Origin of the sequence: Flavobacterium sp., from assembly GCF_025352425.1 — a bacterium.
Lineage (GTDB): Bacteria > Bacteroidota > Bacteroidia > Flavobacteriales > Flavobacteriaceae > Flavobacterium.
This window is the reverse complement of sequence record NZ_JANXTI010000008.1, coordinates 59,418-77,467: the sequence shown is the minus strand read 5'-3', so window position 1 is coordinate 77,467 and position 18,050 is coordinate 59,418. Positions and strand designations below refer to the sequence as shown.

19 protein-coding genes are annotated in these 18,050 nt (G+C 37.8%); 5 read left to right on the top strand and 14 right to left on the bottom strand.

Going from position 1 to position 18,050, the window contains the following annotated elements:
* Positions 1–68 precede the first annotated feature (68 nt).
* The 8 genes from Q0Q99_RS01135 to gcvP form a co-directional block, all read right to left on the bottom strand.
* Positions 69–917, bottom strand: a complete 849-nt coding sequence (locus tag Q0Q99_RS01135) for a glycosyltransferase family 2 protein (protein ID WP_293890119.1) — start codon at positions 915–917, stop codon at positions 69–71.
* A 24-nt stretch (positions 918–941) separates the two neighbouring features.
* Positions 942–1,472, bottom strand: a complete 531-nt coding sequence (locus Q0Q99_RS01130; RefSeq protein WP_293890117.1) for a methyltransferase — start codon at positions 1,470–1,472, stop codon at positions 942–944.
* A gap of 77 nt (positions 1,473–1,549) precedes the next feature.
* A complete protein-coding gene (locus Q0Q99_RS01125; RefSeq protein WP_293890115.1) occupies positions 1,550–2,608 on the bottom strand; it encodes a 3-oxoacyl-ACP synthase III family protein in 1,059 nt (352 codons plus the stop codon).
* Positions 2,609–2,741: 133 nt separating this feature from the next.
* The gene (locus tag Q0Q99_RS01120; RefSeq protein ID WP_293890113.1) at positions 2,742–3,110 is read right to left on the bottom strand and encodes a group III truncated hemoglobin; all 369 of its coding nucleotides are present in this window, start codon (positions 3,108–3,110) and stop codon (positions 2,742–2,744) included.
* 9 nt (positions 3,111–3,119) lie between these two features.
* On the bottom strand, positions 3,120–3,425 hold the full coding sequence (locus Q0Q99_RS01115; protein WP_293890111.1) for a GIY-YIG nuclease family protein: 306 nt from the start codon (positions 3,423–3,425) through the stop codon (positions 3,120–3,122).
* Between the two features lie 210 nt (positions 3,426–3,635).
* Entirely contained in the window at positions 3,636–4,004 is a 369-nt protein-coding gene (locus Q0Q99_RS01110; RefSeq protein ID WP_293890109.1) for a transcriptional regulator, read from the bottom strand.
* A 547-nt stretch (positions 4,005–4,551) separates the two neighbouring features.
* Positions 4,552–5,040: a hypothetical protein gene (locus Q0Q99_RS01105; protein ID WP_293890107.1), complete on the bottom strand. Its 489-nt coding sequence runs from the start codon at positions 5,038–5,040 to the stop codon at positions 4,552–4,554.
* Positions 5,041–5,163: 123 nt separating this feature from the next.
* Entirely contained in the window at positions 5,164–8,007 is a 2,844-nt protein-coding gene (gene gcvP / locus Q0Q99_RS01100; RefSeq protein ID WP_293890105.1) for an aminomethyl-transferring glycine dehydrogenase, read from the bottom strand.
* Positions 8,008–8,434: 427 nt separating this feature from the next.
* Here gcvP and Q0Q99_RS01095 point away from each other — a divergent pair, with 427 nt between their 5' ends.
* Positions 8,435–8,956: a hypothetical protein gene (locus tag Q0Q99_RS01095; protein ID WP_293890103.1), complete on the top strand. Its 522-nt coding sequence runs from the start codon at positions 8,435–8,437 to the stop codon at positions 8,954–8,956.
* Here Q0Q99_RS01095 and Q0Q99_RS01090 read toward each other — a convergent pair.
* The 6 genes from Q0Q99_RS01090 to Q0Q99_RS01065 all read right to left on the bottom strand — a co-directional run bounded on the left by Q0Q99_RS01090 (position 8,936) and on the right by Q0Q99_RS01065 (position 14,340).
* Positions 8,936–9,391 (bottom strand): SRPBCC family protein, encoded by a 456-nt coding sequence (locus Q0Q99_RS01090; protein ID WP_293890101.1) that lies wholly within the window; start codon positions 9,389–9,391, stop codon positions 8,936–8,938. The two genes, Q0Q99_RS01095 and Q0Q99_RS01090, sit on opposite strands and share 21 nt — an antisense overlap.
* A gap of 1 nt (position 9,392) precedes the next feature.
* Entirely contained in the window at positions 9,393–9,836 is a 444-nt protein-coding gene (locus Q0Q99_RS01085) for a hypothetical protein (protein ID WP_293890099.1), read from the bottom strand.
* 26 nt (positions 9,837–9,862) lie between these two features.
* The gene (locus Q0Q99_RS01080; RefSeq protein WP_293890097.1) at positions 9,863–11,890 is read right to left on the bottom strand and encodes a M3 family metallopeptidase; all 2,028 of its coding nucleotides are present in this window, start codon (positions 11,888–11,890) and stop codon (positions 9,863–9,865) included.
* 175 nt (positions 11,891–12,065) lie between these two features.
* Positions 12,066–12,551 (bottom strand): 5-(carboxyamino)imidazole ribonucleotide mutase, encoded by a 486-nt coding sequence (gene purE, locus Q0Q99_RS01075; RefSeq protein ID WP_293890095.1) that lies wholly within the window; start codon positions 12,549–12,551, stop codon positions 12,066–12,068.
* Positions 12,552–12,582: 31 nt separating this feature from the next.
* Positions 12,583–13,737: a 5-(carboxyamino)imidazole ribonucleotide synthase gene (locus Q0Q99_RS01070; RefSeq protein ID WP_293890093.1), complete on the bottom strand. Its 1,155-nt coding sequence runs from the start codon at positions 13,735–13,737 to the stop codon at positions 12,583–12,585.
* Between the two features lie 66 nt (positions 13,738–13,803).
* On the bottom strand, positions 13,804–14,340 hold the full coding sequence (locus Q0Q99_RS01065; protein ID WP_293890091.1) for a hypothetical protein: 537 nt from the start codon (positions 14,338–14,340) through the stop codon (positions 13,804–13,806).
* 105 nt (positions 14,341–14,445) lie between these two features.
* Here Q0Q99_RS01065 and hpt point away from each other — a divergent pair, with 105 nt between their 5' ends.
* The 4 genes from hpt (at position 14,446) to obgE (ending at position 18,026) form a co-directional block, all read left to right on the top strand.
* Positions 14,446–14,976 (top strand): hypoxanthine phosphoribosyltransferase, encoded by a 531-nt coding sequence (gene hpt, locus Q0Q99_RS01060; protein WP_293890089.1) that lies wholly within the window; start codon positions 14,446–14,448, stop codon positions 14,974–14,976.
* Between the two features lie 76 nt (positions 14,977–15,052).
* Positions 15,053–15,625, top strand: a complete 573-nt coding sequence (locus Q0Q99_RS01055) for an adenylate kinase (protein ID WP_293890087.1) — start codon at positions 15,053–15,055, stop codon at positions 15,623–15,625.
* An 84-nt stretch (positions 15,626–15,709) separates the two neighbouring features.
* Positions 15,710–16,984, top strand: a complete 1,275-nt coding sequence (locus Q0Q99_RS01050) for a hemolysin family protein (RefSeq protein WP_293890085.1) — start codon at positions 15,710–15,712, stop codon at positions 16,982–16,984.
* 7 nt (positions 16,985–16,991) lie between these two features.
* The gene (gene obgE / locus Q0Q99_RS01045; protein ID WP_293890083.1) at positions 16,992–18,026 is read left to right on the top strand and encodes a GTPase ObgE; all 1,035 of its coding nucleotides are present in this window, start codon (positions 16,992–16,994) and stop codon (positions 18,024–18,026) included.
* Positions 18,027–18,050: the final 24 nt, after the last annotated feature.

Sequence of the window (18,050 nt, the reverse complement as noted above, 5' to 3'; positions counted from 1 at the left end):
GATTAAAATAATGTCAAAAATAGGGAGAAGTTATGAGTTATGAGTTATGAGATGTGAGTTATTTAGCTTTAAAACAGCTTTTCTCTCATCTTTTCCCAGCGATAGTTTCGTATGAATTTCGCTTGTTCTTTAGTAACCAATAATGGTTTTTTTGCCGATTTGGCTTTCCAAAACCCATTTATGTAATCAAAGAACAATAGCGGTTTTCCTTTTCGTATTGCTAATTTTATGGAAGCAATTGACGTGATAAAAAAGCCATAACCTAGACTGTAAAACGCTTCGCCTTGCTTGTAACGTGCGGTTTTGTTATAATTGGCGCCCGTTGGTTTTAAATGTTTCACTTTCAAATTTTCGTTGGTGATTACTTTCCAATTATAAAATTTACAAAGTAATTCATCAACGGTGTCCCAACCCATAGCTGTTTTTAGTCCGCCAATTTGTTTGAAACACTCCTTTCGGTACGCTTTAAATGCTCCGCGAATATGGTCTTTGTCCGTCAGATTTTCTAAAATCCATTCACCATTTTTTTCAATATAGGCAAAGCCTCCCACCATACCGATTTTGGCATCAGACTCAAAATGCCTGATTATAGTTTCGAAATAATTCGATGGAAAAATCAAATCGGCATCCGCTTTTACGATAATATCATAATGGTCATCCAACGTTTCCAATCCTTTCTGAAACGCCTGAATTACTTTGCTTCCGGGTAGATGAATGGCCTCTGAAGATGTATTTATTAATGAAATCCAGGGATATTTATCGGCGAAAGCCAAAACTATTTCAGCAGTTTTATCAGTAGAATTGTCATTGACAACCACCAGCTTCTTTGGCAAAACCGTTTGTTCCACCAACGATTGCAGGGTTAATGAAATAAATTTCTCTTCGTTGTATGATGGAATGACGATGTAGTAGTTCATAAGGAATAGTCTTTTCGCTTTTTTCTATTCTCTTTTTTCTTTTATGGCATAAACCATGTAATAACGTGGAGTGAAATACCGCAACAACGGACGGAAACCAAGTTTTTTGACGGGATGGGTAAACTTTTGGCGGTCAATAATCTTCCAACCTGTTTTTTCCAATAGCCAATCCAACTGCCAGTCTTCAAACTCGTGATAATGCCTGTCCCATTTGTCAGTTTTACTTTTGTAAGCTGGAGAAAACCATAATCGTAATGGAATGGACAGTAATAATTTGTCGCATTTTACATTTTCTAAAACCGTATACGGATTCAACAAATGCTCAAAAATCTCAAAACCTGTAAAAACGTTATAGGTTTCATTTTGTAACGCCGATTGGTCGTTGTCTAAATCTTCACCTTTCGTATTGATAACGGTATAACCATTTTCTTCCATGATTTTAGAAAACGGATTTGGAACACCGAGATCAAAAATGGTTTCTGAAGTTGTAATGTGTTTTTGCAGAAAAGCCAACGTTAAAGTAAAGCGCTTGCTTGGATATGTCTTCTCGTACATCAGTATAGTTTACAAAAGTTATAAGGTTGCGAAGTTTATAAAAAAAATCCGTTCGGCAAGTCACGGGTCAAACTTTATTACATTTTATAAACGATAGCGTTGACATTCATTCCGGCACCAACCGAAGCAAAAAGAACGACATCTCCTTTTTCAATAGAATGGTTTTCTAGCTTGCCTTTCACCAATAAATCGTATAATGTTGGAACGGTTGCCACACTTGAATTTCCTAATTTGTGAATGCTCATAGGCATAATGTCATCAGGTGTTGTCTGATCATGTAATTTATAAAAGCGCTGGACAATGGCTTCATCCATTTTCTCGTTGGCTTGATGAATCAGGATTTTTTTAACATCGGCAATGGTAGCACCGCTTTTGTCCAGACATTCTTTCATGGCTTTTGGAACATTGATCAGGGCGAATTCATATATTTTTCTTCCGTGCATTTTGATATAACGAACATCAGGGTCATACGTTTTATTAAATGAATTCCCGAAATACAGATAATAAGCTTCGTCATACGTAAAACTTGCGGTTTCGTGGGCTAAAATCCCACCTTCTTCCTCAGTGGCTTCTATAATAGTGGCCCCAGCGCCGTCAGAATAAATCATACTGTCCCTGTCATGCAAATCGACCACACGTGAAAGGGTTTCCGCTCCAATTACCAAACACTTCTTCGCTATTCCCGCTTTTATGAAAGCCTGCGCCTGAATAACACCTTCAAGCCAGCCCGGACAGCCAAAAAGCATGTCGTAACACACACATTTCGGGTTTTTTATACGCAAATCAAATTTGACTCTGGTGGCCAAACTTGGAACCAAATCGGTTTGAATGGCACCTTTTTTAACGTTGCCAAAATTGTGTGCAAAGATGATATAATCTAAAGTTTCCGGATCAATTTTCGAATCTTCAATGGCTCTTTTTGCAGCAATAAAAGCAATATCAGAAGTTTGTAAATCATCGGTAACGTAGCGACGTTCCTGTATGCCTGTTATTTCCAAGAATTTTTCCGCAACAATGTCATTCGGATGCGGAAATGGCGTTCCGTCATCATTCAAAAAAACGTGTGCGGCGAAATCTTTATTGGATACTATTTCAGTCGGAATATAACACCCCGAACCCGTTATCTTTATATTCATTGTTTAAAATATTTCACTGCTAATTTAAAAATAAAAGCCATTTAATCTCGGACAAATGTAAAGAAACAATGTAAATTATCAATATTGCTATTATTGAATGTTTTAATTATTAAAATCACATTTTTCGGCTTTTTTATTGGGCAATTTTTATCTGCATTATTGTGGCTATACTCAATGCCTGCGTTTTTATTCGTTCTGCTTTTTCGCCCTTGAAGTTTTCATCAACAGTAGTATAAAAATGGTCAAGCCAAATTTTGAACAGTTCCGCAGTGAGATGTTCTTTGGCATTGATATCCAAGTGTATCTGCGTCAGGTTTTTGGTATATCCTCCGGTTCCCAGAATGGCTTGTGACCAAAAGGTAACTAAAATGGGCAGGTGTTCCTCAATTTTTATTTTGACAACATCCGTAAAAATGTAACTGATACGTTCGTCAGCCAACAGTTTTTTATAGAACTCGTCAACGAGTAGGTATAGGTCGTCTTGGTTTTGGATGTCGTGCATTGTTGTTGGTTAAATTGTCATTATATCTTCAATTTCATCATACAAATCATTCCAATCTGGATTACGGCTGCTGATTAAAGATACTTTTGTAGCCCTGCTTCCGGCTTTTAGTTGCTTTTCTCTTCCTATTGCATCACCAATCATTTGAAATTGTTCATAGTAAACCAATTTATTCAAATTATACCGTGCCGAAAACGACTGTTGATAAAGCTTTTCTTTGTGCTCCAAAATTCTTTTAGGCAAATCCGACGTTACACCTATGTATAAAGTTGTGTTGTTTTTATTTGTTATTATATAAATAAATCCAGGCTTCATAATCAGTAATAGTTGGTCATTGCGAGTGTGTGTTTTGATCCGTCATTGCGTGTGTTTTGATCCGTCATTGCGAGTGTGTGTTTTAATCCGTCATTGCGAGGCACGAAGCAATCTGTTGTCGTTTACGTAAATCTGAGATTGCTTTGCTTCGTGTCTGGCAACTCCTCGCAATGACCTTGTTATGCTTTTACCATGCTCATAATTTTCTCTCTACTCCACCTTATGTATCCCTTTATAAACCCCTAACTGCGTAGTCAGGGTTTTTATTTCATCGTTTTTTTGCGCCAGTTGTTCCAGTAGTGCTGTTTCTTTTTCAGTTTCATACGGGATTTTTAACCATTTTTCGCCCAACTCCATCAAAAAGTTGTGTTTCACAGCATGGCTAATGCGCCACAGAATGGCAAACTGAAACGAAGGCTGCTTAAAATATTGGTTAAGGGTAGTGGGAAGCACATCTAAAGCATCGGAAACACTTTTTTTCTTAATCTTGTTTTCTTCAATATAAAACTGGATGAAGTTGCCCAATTTTGGCGGGTCATCCTTACGGGTTTTGAGGAATTTTTTCTGTAAGTCAATCATTCATTTGCGTTTTACCGTTGGTCAAATGTACAAATTTTATAAATAAAAGGTTGATATGCATAACTAATTTAGTTAAAAAAATAGTTAAACTAAGTATTATACATATATATGTTTGTTAAAATAGTAATATAGTAATTATAAAACCTATTTAATATATGTTAATTAACATATATTATTATTTAAAATAACTTTTATATAAATGTATTAAAACTATTTTATTTGGTTTAAATAACCAATTAAACATGGTCATTGCGAGATACGAAGCAATCTATTGATAATTCCTTAAAGTTGAAGGTGAGATTGCTTCGTGCCTCGCAATGACGCGGCTGTGCTTCGTGCCTCGCAATGACGTGGCTGAGCTTCGTGCCTCGCAATGACGTGGCTGTGCTTCGTGCCTCGCAATGACGCGGCTGTGCTTCGTGCCTCGCAATGATGCGGCTGAGCTTCGTGCCTCGCAATGACGCGGCTGTGCTTCGTACCTCGCAATGACGTATCATAAAAAAAGCGCCTCCAAAGAAGCGCCTCAACAATAGTGGTGTCTGATTAATTAACTCGGATTAGTGGCTGGCCTACCTGTCCCTCCTTGTCCGGCAAAACGTTGTTTTAATTGGCTGTATATGGCATCAGCGCCCGGAACACCCGCATCTGAAGCTGAGGCAAACAATTTATACAATGCAAGGGCAGAAGTGTATGCTTCGCTTCCGGCTAATAATTGGGTATCCTGTAGCTTTTCCTGTAATTGTTTGTTAAGCAGGATGATTTCGTCTAGCTGCTTAAAAAGCGTCATGTCGTTTTGCATGTTAGCAACGGATACATACGACGGAATTAGAGTCGCATTATTGAGTCCTGCGTTAATGGCATCTTCTGCAAATGTTTTATTGTTGACGTCTATTGCAGGAAGCGTGATCCGTTCATCAATTGTTAAACCAATCAAAAACGGAAGATTGGTATTAATTGTGTCTAGTGCTGTTTTTACTGCAGTAATTTGTGCAGCGGTGGCTGTTATATTCAGCCTGTTGTTCGTTAAATTTGACATAATGATTTAATGATTATTGTTTATGGATTATTCCCCTACAAAAATCAGAAATGAAATTCAAAAAAAAATCCCCACTAGAGGGGATTTTTGATAAAATAAAAATGTTATAATCCGTAATTCAATTTACATATACGCCTCAATCGGCGCGCAGGAGCAAATCAAATTCCTGTCGCCATAAGCATCATCAACACGACGAACGCTTGGCCAGAATTTGTTTTCGTGAATGTAATCCAATGGATATGCCGCTTGCTCACGAGTATAGGGGTAAACCCAAGTATCGGCAGTTAGCATTGCCAATGTATGGGGAGAATTTTTCAATACGTTATTGCTGTCATCAGCAGAAGCTGCATCAATTTCTTTTCGGATAGAAATCATCGCATCACAGAAACGATCTAACTCGGCTAAATCTTCCGATTCTGTTGGTTCAACCATTAAGGTTCCGGCAACAGGGAAAGAAACCGTTGGCGCGTGGAAACCGTAATCCATTAAACGTTTAGCTATATCAGTAACTTCAATCCCGTTTTGTTTGAATGAGCGACAATCCAAAATCATTTCGTGCGCTGCGCGTCCCATTTCGCCTGAATATAAAACAGGGTAATGCTCTTCCAAACGTGCTTTTATATAATTGGCATTCAGGATTGCATGCTCTGTTGAGCTTTTCAAGCCTTCTGCACCAAGCATCGTGATATAGCCATAGGAAATCAAGCAAACCAATGCCGAACCATAAGGTGCGGCAGAAATGGCTGTTATTGCCTGGTCACCACCTACATTAATTACCGGATTCGTTGGTAAAAATGGAACCAGTTTTTCGTTGACACAAATTGGCCCAACTCCGGGACCACCGCCGCCATGAGGGATAGCGAATGTTTTATGTAGGTTGAGGTGGCAAACGTCAGCACCAATCGTAGCTGGGTTTGTCAATCCAACCTGCGCATTCATATTGGCACCATCCATATAAACCAAACCGCCATTGTCGTGGATGATTTTGGTGATTTCACAAATAGCACTTTCAAAAACGCCGTGGGTTGAAGGATAAGTTACCATCAGACAAGACAAATCGGCTGCGTGCTCGATTGCTTTTGCCTTCAAATCTTCCACATCGATATTTCCATTTTCCATGGTTTTGGTAACGATTATGTGCATTCCTGCCATCGCAGCCGAAGCAGGATTGGTTCCGTGAGCCGATGATGGAATCAAGCACACATTTCTGTGGTTGTCGCCGCGTGATAAATGATAGGCACGAATAGCCATAAGCCCGGCATATTCGCCTTGCGCACCGGAATTTGGTTGTAAAGTAGTGCCGGCAAAACCGGTTACTACATTTAATTGCTGCTCTAATTTTTTAAGCATTGTAATGTAACCTTCTGCCTGCTCAATCGGTGCAAAAGGGTGAATGCTGTTCCAGTTCGCCATTGATAACGGCAGCATTTCGGCAGCGGCGTTTAGTTTCATTGTGCAGGATCCTAAGGAAATCATCGAATGATTTAACGATAAATCCTTACGCTCTAATTTTTTGATATAACGCATCAACTGAGATTCAGAATGATGGTTGTTGAAAACATCATGCATCAGGAAAGCTGATTTTCTTTCCGAACCCGCAACGAAATTATCAGAAGTTGATAAGTTAGAAATGGTTACTTTATCTTTTCCCGTAGCTTCGGCAAAAATGGAGATGATTTGGTTAATGTCTGCAATAGAAGTGGTTTCGTTTAACGAAATTGAAATCGTCTCGGCATCAGCATAATAGAAGTTTACTTCATTTTTCTCCGCAATAGCTTTTACTTTTTGAGCATCAGCTTTTACAGAAATCGTATCAAAGAAAGCCGTGTTGGTTTGGTAAACGCCCAATTTATTTAAGGCATCTGCCAATGTCACCGCTGATGAATGCACTTTATTGGCAATGTATTGTAAGCCTTTCGGACCGTGATATACCGCGTACATTCCGGCCATAACGGCTAATAAAACCTGAGCCGTACAAATATTGGATGTCGCTTTTTCGCGTTTGATATGCTGTTCGCGCGTTTGTAATGCCATACGCAAGGCGCGGTTTCCATTCGTATCAATTGTTACTCCAATGATTCTTCCGGGCATCGAGCGTTTGTATTCTTCTTTGGTTGCAAAAAATGCAGCGTGTGGTCCGCCGTAACCCATCGGGATTCCGAAACGTTGTGTTGTTCCAACCACTACATCGGCGCCCATTTCTCCGGGAGAAGTTAATTTAACCAATGACAAAATATCGGCAGCAACGGCTACTTTTATTTCGTTAGCTTTCGCTTTTGCAATAAAACCAGTGTAGTCATTAACCTGGCCATATTTTCCGGGATATTGTAAAATTGCTCCGAAGAAATCGGTTGAAAAATCAAAAGTTTCATGGTTTCCAATCACTAATTCAACACCAATTGGCGTAGAACGTGTTTGTAAAACCGATATGGTTTGTGGTAATACTTCTTCGGAAACGAAGAATTTATTGGCGTTGTTTTTCTTTTGGTCACGGGTTCGTACGTCAAACAATAACGCCATGGCTTCGGCAGCAGCAGTACTTTCATCCAGTAAGGAAGCGTTGGCGATTTCCATTCCGCTCAATTCAATAACGGTGGTTTGGAAATTCAGGATTGCTTCAAGTCTTCCCTGCGCAATCTCAGCCTGATAAGGCGTATATGCCGTATACCAACCTGGGTTTTCGAAAATATTTCTTTGAATTACCGCGGGAATAATTGTTGGGTGATACCCCAAGCCGATATAGGATTTGAATACTTTATTTTTTTTGCCTAATTCCTGAATGTGTAGCGAATACTCATATTCTGTCATAGCAGGTTCCAATTGCAAATCGTTTTTCAGACGAATATCATCCGGAATCGTTTCGTAAATCAGTTGGTCAAAAGTTTCAACTCCGATAGTTTTGAACATTTGGTTAAGGTCACTTTCACGTGGACCTATGTGGCGTAAAGCAAATGCGTCTGTTCTCATTAAATGGTAAGTTCTTAAGTGTAAAAGTGTGGTGTTTTTAACGCAACAAAAGTAATTATTAAAGTCTAAAATTTAGGTTAAAAGAGTATCAAATTTCGAGTTTTTTTTAACTAAAAAGGATTGTTATTAACAGTTTATGTATTTTTGAAATATGCAACATTTAAGGAAGCTTCTTGACTTTTATATTCAATCCTCAATTCACGTTGGTTTGGCACTTTTTAGTTTGGTTTATGTGACAACGTTCGAGAATGATTTGTGTAAACACATTACCTATCCTTGTTGTGTTTTATTCGGAACAATTTTGGGATATAATTTTCTGAAATATTTTGACATTTTTCGGAAAGGTAAATTTCATTCGCTAAAATATTACGGCATTGTTCTAGTATGTTTTTTGGCTGTTTTCGGATTTTATTTCTTTTTTAAGCGAATGATAAATGTAGTCAAGATTCAATTGATTGTTGGTGGATTGATGGTTTTATTATATCCGTTGCTGAGGAAACAAGGAATTATAAAGATGTTTTGGGTGAGTTTTGTCATTGCCTATCTCACGGCTTTTGTGTATAGCAACGCATCACCACTTTTTCATGGAAGTGTGGCACTTGAATTCGTGAAAAGGTTTGTTTTTGTTAGTGCGCTAATGATTCCGTTTGAAATTTATGATAGCCAGCACGATGATAAAACATTGAATACATTACCTCAAAAATTCGGAATAGAAACAGCTAAAAAAGCGGGTTATTTATTGCTTTTGTTGTTTGTGATTTTAGATGTCTTGAATTTTAGTTTGAATGAAACTATCGGAATTCAATTTTTGGTTATCGATATTGTGATTGCCCTGATTACCGGATTAGCCATTTATTTTTCTTCTCTGAAAAGAAATCAATATTATACTTCTTTTTGGGTAGAAAGTATTCCGATTTTGTGGTGGGTTTTACTTTTGGTTTTCTATTAAATTTTTGATGAATTCATTTCGTTCCGCAATCAGGTTTGTCATGTAATTTTTAAGTATCAATTTGTCAAATAACTTTCCAACGATTCCAAAAGGAGTTTGATACTGAATCTCGTCTTTCATAATAACTACTCCGTTTTCTTCAGTAAAAGTGTGTAGGTGTTTAAAACTTTTAAAACGGCCTTCAACCATTTCATCCACAAAATAATGTGGCGCTTCCATTGCTGAAATCAAACTTTTATGTGTTTGATAAAACCCGAAATGTTTCCCTCTCCAGGTTACTGTTTCGTTTAGGTTAATCAATCCGCTAGTAATTCCGGCGATAGCCGTTTCTTTTGATTTAGAAATGGATAATTTATGAATATCAATATCTCTGTTGAAATCAAAAACCTTTTCTATTGGCGCTTTTATTTTGGTGGTGAGATGGATGGTTGTCATGCTATAATTTGTAATGTCCAATTATATTATGAATGAAAAGAATTGTATTTACTACAGCAAAAAGCACAAACAATGTATTCATACCATAACTTCCAATTTTAAAAAGCCGGCGTTGCGGAATTTGATACATTGGATAGTAAGCAATTTGAGTTGCCACTTTTCCGACCCAATAGGCAGCAATTAAACCCGTTAAAGCCATAGCCAATGCTGATTGTTCTTTTAATTCATTCGTAAACGCTATCGCAATCAATCCAAATGAAAAATTCAATCCCTGAATATATCGACCATACGTTTTACAGATTTCCTGATTTAGTGGTTTAAGCTGTTTGACATCATTATACCAATCAAAAACATGATGGCGAATGTATGGATAAATTAAAGCTGTAAATATTTGGCCAATACCGCTTATGATAATGAGCCAATTTGGAATTAAAAATGTGTTCATGATTTTCTATATAGTGTGTTGCTTATTTAAATCAATCCTGCCCGTTTGAGCAAAGCTTCCGGTTTTGGTTCCTGTCCGCGGAAACGTTTGTATAATTCCATTGGCAATTCGGTTCCGCCTTTTGATAAAACGTTTTCCTTAAATTTGGTTGCGACTTCCTTATTGAAAATCCCTTTTTCCTGAAAATACGCAAACGCATCAGCATCTAACACTTCCGCCCATTTGTAGCTGTAATATCCAGAGGAATAGCCACCTTGAAAAATATGCGAAAACGAAACGCTCATACAATTTTCTTCAACATCAGGATATAAAGACGTTCCATCAAAAGCTTCTTTTTCAAATGCTTTTACATCGGCAATGTTATTAGGATTATTGCTGTGGAAAGCCATGTCCAGAATCCCGAAACTTAATTGTCGCAAGGTTGCCATACCTTCCAGAAAGCTCGCGCTTTCCTTGATTTTATTGACATATTCCTGTGGAATAATCTCTCCGGTTTCATAATGTTTGGCAAAAATAGCCAGTGCTTCCGGTTCGTAACACCAGTTTTCCATAACTTGGCTGGGTAATTCGACGAAATCCCAATACACTGATGTTCCCGATAAACTTGGATAGGTTGTATTGGCTAACATGCCGTGTAAAGCGTGGCCAAATTCATGAAATAAAGTTGTGACCTCGTTAAAGGTTAGGAGTGAAGGCTTACTTTCTGTTGGCGGTGTAAAGTTGCAAACGATAGAAGCGTGAGGTCTTTCATTAACGTCATCCTTGATGTATTGAGGCTTGAATGATGTCATCCAGGCGCCGTTTCGTTTCCCTTTTCTTGGAAAAAAATCGGTGTAGAAAACAGCAACCAGTTTACCTTCGAAGTCGGAAACTTCGAAGGTTTGCACATCTTCATGGTATTTATCGATATCAAAAACTTCTTTGAATGTTATTCCGAATAACTTTTCTGCAACTGTAAATGCGCCGTTCAAAACATTCTCCAGTTTGAAGTAAGGTTTTAGTTTTTCGTCATCAAAATCGAATAGTTTCTGTTTTAGTTTTTCTGAATAATAGGCGCCGTCCCATTTTTCTAGTTGATCAATTCCATCTAGTTCTTTGGCGAAAGCTGTTAATTGGGCAAATTCCTTTTCGGCGGCGGGTTTTGCCTTTGCTAGTAAATCATTAAGAAAGGATTTTACTTTTTCCGGAGTTTGCGCCATTCTTTCTTCAAGAACAAAATCAGAATGGGTTTTGTAGCCTAATAAATTGGCACGTTCAAATCGGAGTTTGGCAATCTGTAAAGTGATTTTCTCATTGTTGAATTCATTATTCTGAAATGCTTTTTTGCCATTAGCAATGGCAATTTCTTTTCGAAGTTCCCGATTGTCTGCATACGTCACAAACGGAATATAACTCGGATAATCTAAAGTAAAAACCCATCCTTCCAGCTTTTTGGATTTTGCCAGACTAGCAGCGGCTTCAATTGTCCCTTCCGGTAAACCTTTTAAGTTGATTATATCAGTAATGTGCAATTGATAGTTATTCGTTTCTGCCAGAACATTTTCGCCATACGTTAACTTTAGTTTGGCCAATTCGGTGTCGATTTCACGTAAACGTGTTTTTTTATCATCCGAAAGCAACGCTCCGTTTCTGGAAAAGTTTTTGAATTTTTTATCGAGTAAAGTCGCCTGTTCCGTACTTAATTCCAGCTTATCTTTTTGTTCGTATACTGTTTTTACACGTTTGAACAAATCTTCGTTTAACGCAATATCATTGCTGAAAGCAGTAAGTAAAGGAGAAACATCCTGCGCAATTTTCTGCATTTCGTCACTAGTTTCAGCTGAATTCATATTGAAGAAAATAGACGATAATCTGTCCAAAGCTTCGCCTGAATAATCCAAAGCTTCAATTGTGTTTTCAAAAGTTGGTGCTTCGGGATTATTTGTAATGGCATCCACTTCAGCTCTGGCTTTTGCGATGTTTTCTTCGAAAGCAGTTTGGTAATCTTCCAATTTTATTTGTGAAAATGGTGCTGTGTTGTGTTTTGTGTTGAATTTTTGTGTTAAGATTTTCATGATCATTGCGAGGAACGAAGCAATCTCGTCCTTAATTAAGTTGTTTATTGTTTTTTAATTAGGGTTTCTAGCCCCGATAGCAGTGGAAATCCTGACATTGCGATGCACAATCTTGATGAGATTGCTTCGTTCCTCGCAATGACAGATTGGAACGTATAGCGGGAAATAGCTCCTATTACTTCTTCATTTCATCCGACGATTTGTTCACAGCATCCTTTAATGACTCTTTGTAAACAATGATTTTATCGAGTATCAGTTTGTCGTGGCTGCCAATGATTTGGGCCGCCAGGATTCCGGCATTTTTGGCTCCGTTCAGCGCAACTGTCGCCACAGGAACGCCGCCCGGCATTTGCAAAATAGACAAAACCGAATCCCAACCATCGATAGAATTGCTCGATTTTATAGGAACGCCAATCACGGGTAATGGCGACATTGAAGCTACCATTCCGGGTAAATGAGCGGCACCACCGGCACCTGCAATGATTACGGAAATGCCACGAGTGTGGGCTTTTTTGCTGAAATCAAATAATTTTTCCGGAGTTCGGTGTGCCGAAACAATATCGACTTCAGTCTCGATGTCAAAACTTTTTAGAATGTCGATAGCTTCCTGCATGATTGGCAGGTCGCTTTGGCTTCCCATGATGATGGCTATTTTGCTCATTTGTTGTATTTGGTTATTTGGTTATTTGAAATCAAATTGAAATAACTTTTATGGTATTTTTTACTTCTTCGGCAATTCTTCTGGCTTCATCCATATTTTCATTTACAATGGTTACGTGTCCCATTTTTCGGAATGCTCTGGTTTCTTTTTTGCCATAAATATGTGGCGTCACGCCATCAATTGCCATGATTTTTTCGATGTTTTCGTAGATAACGTTTCCACTATACCCTTCGGCGCCGACCAAATTTACCATAATTCCGGCAACTTTATTAGCTGTATTTCCTAACGGCAAATTCAAGATTGCACGCAAGTGATTTTCAAATTGTGAAGTATAACTGGCTTCAATACTGTAATGTCCTGAATTATGCGGTCTTGGTGCAACTTCGTTAACCAAAATTTCTCCATCGTGTGTTTGAAACATTTCTACCGCCAACAAACCTACATGATTGTATGCGGCTGAAACTTTCATGGCAATTTCAGTAGCTTTTTGAGCAACTTTTTCATCAATTCGTGCCGGGCAAATCACATATTCCACTTGGTTGGCTTCGGGGTGGAATTCCATTTCAACGACAGGATAGGTTTTTACTTCACCCGATTCGCTTCGGGCAATAATAACCGCCAATTCATTTTTGAATTTCACCATTTGTTCAGCGATGCATTCTACATTGGGCAGATTTTCAATATCCGAAATTGAACGTACCACTTTTACACCGTTTCCGTCATAGCCAAATTGGGCACATTTCCAAACAAATGGCATTTCGATTACGCCGTTTTCAATTTCAGAACGCAATTTGTTTAAGTTGTTAAATCGTTTAAAAGCCGCAGTTGGAATTTGATTTTCGATATAAAAATCTTTTTGAACACCTTTATGCTGAATTAACCTGAGGGTTTTTGGCGAAGGGAAAACTTTTAAACCTTCTGCTTCCAATTTATCCAAAGCATCAAGATTGATATTTTCAATTTCGATGGTTAGTAAATCTACTTTTTTCCCAAATTCATAAACGGTTTCATAATTCATCAAATCGCCAATTATGAAATGAGTAGCGCCAAATTGACAAGGCGCTTCTGTGCTTGAATCAATAACATAGGTTTGAATATCAAATTTTCTGGTTTCAGCCAATAGCATTTTGCCTAATTGTCCGCCACCGAGAATTCCAAGTTTAAAATCGGAAGAGAAGTAGTTCATTTAGTCGTATGTTGCCTGTCTGCCGACAGGTAGATTGGCACAAAGATAGTATTTCAAATCCAAAAATCATTTGGATAGTTGAAGTAAAACTTCTCTGGCGGCAGCTTTATATCCCGCAGATTGCTTGGCAAAATCTTTATTGATAATATTCTGCAATTCCTCTTTTACCCAATCGTGCTGCTTGGTATAATGACTCAAAGTATACATAGCGTAAACCTTTGGAGCAATTTTGGCATTGCCAATAAGCCAATCCAGACAAATTTCAATTAATTTTTCCTGTTGGGTTTCTGTTAAGTGAATTGATTTGGAAGTACTTAGAAAGAAAGCGGTTCTTGACATTCCTCTGATGGCGGATTCGTGCTTGTATTTTGAAATGGTAGCGCAAATTACATCAACAAAAGGAATAAGCATTTCGGCATGTGTTTCCACAAGCATTTCGATAATCCAAACAGCTTTGTACTGATTTTTATTGGTTAAATCTGTTGCAAATGCTACCAAATCCTTCATGTAATCCGGATTTTCGATAACAAAATCCCTAATACCATTTCGGGAATTGGTACTAGCGTTGCTTTTACTGATTCGGTTAAAAAAAGTTGTATCCATTTTGTAAATATAAAAAATACATTTTATTTAACATTTTCACTTCCAAGGTCTAACTTCTAACATTCAACTTCTTATCTTTGCAGCTTATTTAAAAATCCAAACCATATGATACACCTCCACGATAAAACGTTCGAACCATTCATTTCTTCAGAAGAAATTGATTTTGCAATCAAGAATATGGCTAAACAAATGGATGATGATTTTTTTGACGAAGTGCCTGTTTTTATTGGTGTTTTGAATGGCGCTTTTATGGTGATGAGCGATTTGATGAAACAATATCGCGGTATGTGTGAAGTGAGTTTTGTGAAAATGGCTTCGTATGAAGGAACATCAACCACCAATGATGTAAAGCAATTGATTGGACTAAATCAGGATTTAGAGGGAAGAACAGTGGTTGTTGTAGAGGATATTGTTGATACCGGAAATACGGTTGAAGAATTGAAAGCTATTTTTAAGCAAAAAAAAGTAAAGCATTTAAAAATCGCAACCCTTTTCTTTAAACCGGAAGCTTATAAAAAAGACATTAAAATTGATTATGTAGGTATCAGAATTCCGAATAAGTTCATTGTTGGCTACGGTTTAGACTATGATGGATTGGGAAGGAATTTACCAGACATCTATCAATTAGCGAAATAACTCAAACCCGAGGCACAGCCGAATTGTATGGAGCGCAGCGGAATAAATTATAATTCATAACTCATAATTATTTAAAATGATTAACATCGTTCTTTTCGGAAAACCAGGTGCAGGAAAAGGCACACAAGCTGAATTTTTAAAAGAAAAATACAATTTGACACATCTTTCAACAGGCGATATTTTTAGATATAATATTAAAAATAATACTGAATTGGGTCAACTTGCCAAGACTTTTATGGACAAAGGCGATTTAGTTCCCGATGAAGTAACCATTCAAATGTTGCAAAGCGAAGTGGACAAAAATCCGCAATCAGCAGGTTTTCTATTTGATGGTTTTCCAAGAACATTGGCGCAGGCAGCCGCTTTGGATACTTTTTTGGAAACAAAAAACCAAAGTGTTACAGCTACTGTAGCGTTGGAAGCTGATGATAATATTTTAGTCGCACGTTTGTTGGAAAGAGGAAAAACTTCAGGCAGACCAGACGATCAGGACGAAGGAAAAATAAGAAACCGTTACGATGAATACAACCAAAAAACAGCTCCTTTAATGCACTATTATGAAGGACAAGGCAAGTTTCACGTGGTGGACGGAATTGGAACAATTGCGGAAGTAACAGCGCGTTTGACTAACGTTTTCGATAAATTTTAATTTTTTTTTTGTTATTGGTTATTACAACTAGCTTCGCTCAATTCGCCCTTGGCTCGGGTCATAATTTATAGCTTATAACTCAAAATGGAAATACTAATCATACTCTTTTTAATCCTGCTCAACGGCGTTTTTTCCATGTCGGAAATTGCATTGATATCGGCGCGTAGAAATCGATTGGAAACAGCTGCGAAAAAAGGAAACAAAGGCGCCAAAACAGCATTGGATTTACTCAATGCACCCAATAAATTGCTTTCCACGGTTCAGATAGGAATAACGTTGATTAGTATTTTAACAGGTATATTTTCGGGAAATAAAATTACTCAGGACACTCAAGTAGTTGTAGAAGGATTTTCAGTATTAAAACCTTACGGACATACTATTGCCGTTGGGATAGTGGTAGTGATTTTGACCTTCTTCTCTTTAGTATTAGGAGAATTATTACCAAAAAGAATTGGACTGAATTATCCAGAAACCATTGCCAAAGCGGTAGCACTTCCGATGAAAATGGTTTCAATTGTAACAATGCCATTTATTTGGTTGTTAACTATTTCAACCGAAGGAATTCTGAAAATCCTGAAAATAAAACCTTCAGCTGACGGAAAAGTAACTGAGGAAGAAATTAAGGCCATCATCAAGGAAAGTACAGAAAGTGGCGAAGTGCAGGAAATAGAACAGGACATAGTGGAGCGCGTTTTTCATATTGGCGATAGAAAAATCAATTCGTTAATGACGCACCGACAGTCGATTGTCTATCTTTCACTTGAAGATTCGATCGAAGAGTTGAAAGCTAAAGTTTTGGAAGAATTGCACTCGATATATCCCGTTTGCAAAGACAATATGGATGATGTTGAAGGTGTCGTTTTACTGAAAGATTTGTTTGCAAGTTTTGAAAAAGGCACATTCAATTTGAAATCTATTACCAAAACACCGGTTTATTTGATTGAGCATACTTCGGCCTACAAAGCGTTGGAGAATTTCAAGAAATCGAAAGTACATTATGCCTTAGTTACTGATGAATACGGTGTATTTCAAGGAATAATTACGTTAAACGATATCTTGGAAGCTTTAGTTGGTGACGCCGCCGATTTTGATGAAGATGAGTACCAATTGATAGCGCGCCAAGACGGAACCTGGTTGGTAGATGGACTGTATTCATTACATGATTTCCTGACGTATTTTGATATGGATGAGTTGACCAATGATTATGAAGTAACAACTGTTAGCGGATTAATTATGACCGAAATGGGAAAAATACCAACAACGGGAGAAACAGTAATTTGGAACAAATTAGAATTGGAAGTCATAGACATGGATGGTGTTAAGATTGATAAAGTGCTGGTAAAAACGTTAAAAGAATAAAGAAAACATGACAGAAGGAAACTTCGTAGACTACGTAAAAATATATGTTTCTTCCGGAAAAGGAGGAAAGGGTTCTTCGCATCTGCACAGAGAAAAATTTATTGAAAAAGGTGGTCCTGATGGTGGTGATGGCGGTCGCGGTGGTCACGTAATTTTGAAAGGAAACAAGAGCCTCTGGACGCTGTTTCACTTAAAGTTCGCCCGCCATGTCAAAGCAGGTCATGGTGGTGATGGCGGAAGTTCAAGAAGTACAGGTCATGATGGCGAAGACATTACGATTGAAGTTCCTTTAGGAACGGTAGTTCGCGATAAGGAAACCGATGAAATATTATTTGAAATAACCGAAAATGGTGAAGAAAGAATTTTGGCCAAAGGAGGAAAAGGTGGATTGGGTAACTGGAATTTCAGAAGTTCCACCAATCAAACGCCTCGTTATGCGCAACCGGGTATGCCACCGGAAGAATGGGATATTGTCCTGGAGTTGAAAGTTTTAGCAGATGTTGGTTTAGTAGGTTTTCCAAATGCCGGTAAATCGACTTTGCTTTCTGTGTTGACATCGGCTAAGCCAAAAATTGCCGATTATCCTTTTACAACTTTAAAACCTAATTTGGGAATTGTTGCCTATCGTGAATTTAAATCGTTCATTATGGCTGACATTCCCGGAATTATTGAAGGCGCAGCTGAGGGGAAAGGATTGGGACACTATTTTTTGCGTCATATTGAACGAAATTCAACGTTATTATTTTTGGTCCCTGCGGATGCCGATGATATCAAAAAAGAATACGAAATCCTTTTGGATGAATTACGTCGTTACAATCCGGAAATGTTAGACAAGGATAAATTGCTTGTTGTTTCAAAATGTGATATGCTTGATGAGGAATTAAAAGCCGAACTTAAAGCGCAACTCAAAAAGGAAATTAAAGGAATTCCGTTTATGTTTATCTCTTCCGTGGCACAGCAAGGATTGACAGAACTAAAGGATAAACTTTGGGAAATGCTCAATGTTGACACTGAAGAACCAGAAAACAGTCATGGTTTATAAAATAAAAAATCCCGATTAAAGCGG

Bases quoted from the DNA above. Each gene is read 5' to 3' on its own strand.
- Q0Q99_RS01055 (WP_293890087.1), top strand. From the start codon at position 15,053: ATGATTAACATCGTTCTTTTCGGAAAACCAGGTGCAGGAAAAGGCACA.
- obgE (WP_293890083.1), top strand. From the start codon at position 16,992: ATGACAGAAGGAAACTTCGTAGACTACGTAAAAATATATGTTTCTTCC.
- Q0Q99_RS01125 (WP_293890115.1), bottom strand. From the start codon at position 2,608: ATGAATATAAAGATAACGGGTTCGGGGTGTTATATTCCGACTGAAATA.
- Q0Q99_RS01095 (WP_293890103.1), top strand. From the start codon at position 8,435: ATGATAAATGTAGTCAAGATTCAATTGATTGTTGGTGGATTGATGGTT.
- Q0Q99_RS01120 (WP_293890113.1), bottom strand. From the start codon at position 3,110: ATGCACGACATCCAAAACCAAGACGACCTATACCTACTCGTTGACGAG.
- purE (WP_293890095.1), bottom strand. From the start codon at position 12,551: ATGAGCAAAATAGCCATCATCATGGGAAGCCAAAGCGACCTGCCAATC.
- Q0Q99_RS01090 (WP_293890101.1), bottom strand. From the start codon at position 9,391: ATGACAACCATCCATCTCACCACCAAAATAAAAGCGCCAATAGAAAAG.
- Q0Q99_RS01085 (WP_293890099.1), bottom strand. From the start codon at position 9,836: ATGAACACATTTTTAATTCCAAATTGGCTCATTATCATAAGCGGTATT.
- Q0Q99_RS01070 (WP_293890093.1), bottom strand. From the start codon at position 13,737: ATGAACTACTTCTCTTCCGATTTTAAACTTGGAATTCTCGGTGGCGGA.
- Q0Q99_RS01115 (WP_293890111.1), bottom strand. From the start codon at position 3,425: ATGAAGCCTGGATTTATTTATATAATAACAAATAAAAACAACACAACT.
- Q0Q99_RS01130 (WP_293890117.1), bottom strand. From the start codon at position 1,472: ATGTACGAGAAGACATATCCAAGCAAGCGCTTTACTTTAACGTTGGCT.
- Q0Q99_RS01135 (WP_293890119.1), bottom strand. From the start codon at position 917: ATGAACTACTACATCGTCATTCCATCATACAACGAAGAGAAATTTATT.
- hpt (WP_293890089.1), top strand. From the start codon at position 14,446: ATGATACACCTCCACGATAAAACGTTCGAACCATTCATTTCTTCAGAA.
- Q0Q99_RS01050 (WP_293890085.1), top strand. From the start codon at position 15,710: ATGGAAATACTAATCATACTCTTTTTAATCCTGCTCAACGGCGTTTTT.
- Q0Q99_RS01110 (WP_293890109.1), bottom strand. From the start codon at position 4,004: ATGATTGACTTACAGAAAAAATTCCTCAAAACCCGTAAGGATGACCCG.
- Q0Q99_RS01065 (WP_293890091.1), bottom strand. From the start codon at position 14,340: ATGGATACAACTTTTTTTAACCGAATCAGTAAAAGCAACGCTAGTACC.
- gcvP (WP_293890105.1), bottom strand. From the start codon at position 8,007: ATGAGAACAGACGCATTTGCTTTACGCCACATAGGTCCACGTGAAAGT.
- Q0Q99_RS01080 (WP_293890097.1), bottom strand. From the start codon at position 11,890: ATGAAAATCTTAACACAAAAATTCAACACAAAACACAACACAGCACCA.
- Q0Q99_RS01105 (WP_293890107.1), bottom strand. From the start codon at position 5,040: ATGTCAAATTTAACGAACAACAGGCTGAATATAACAGCCACCGCTGCA.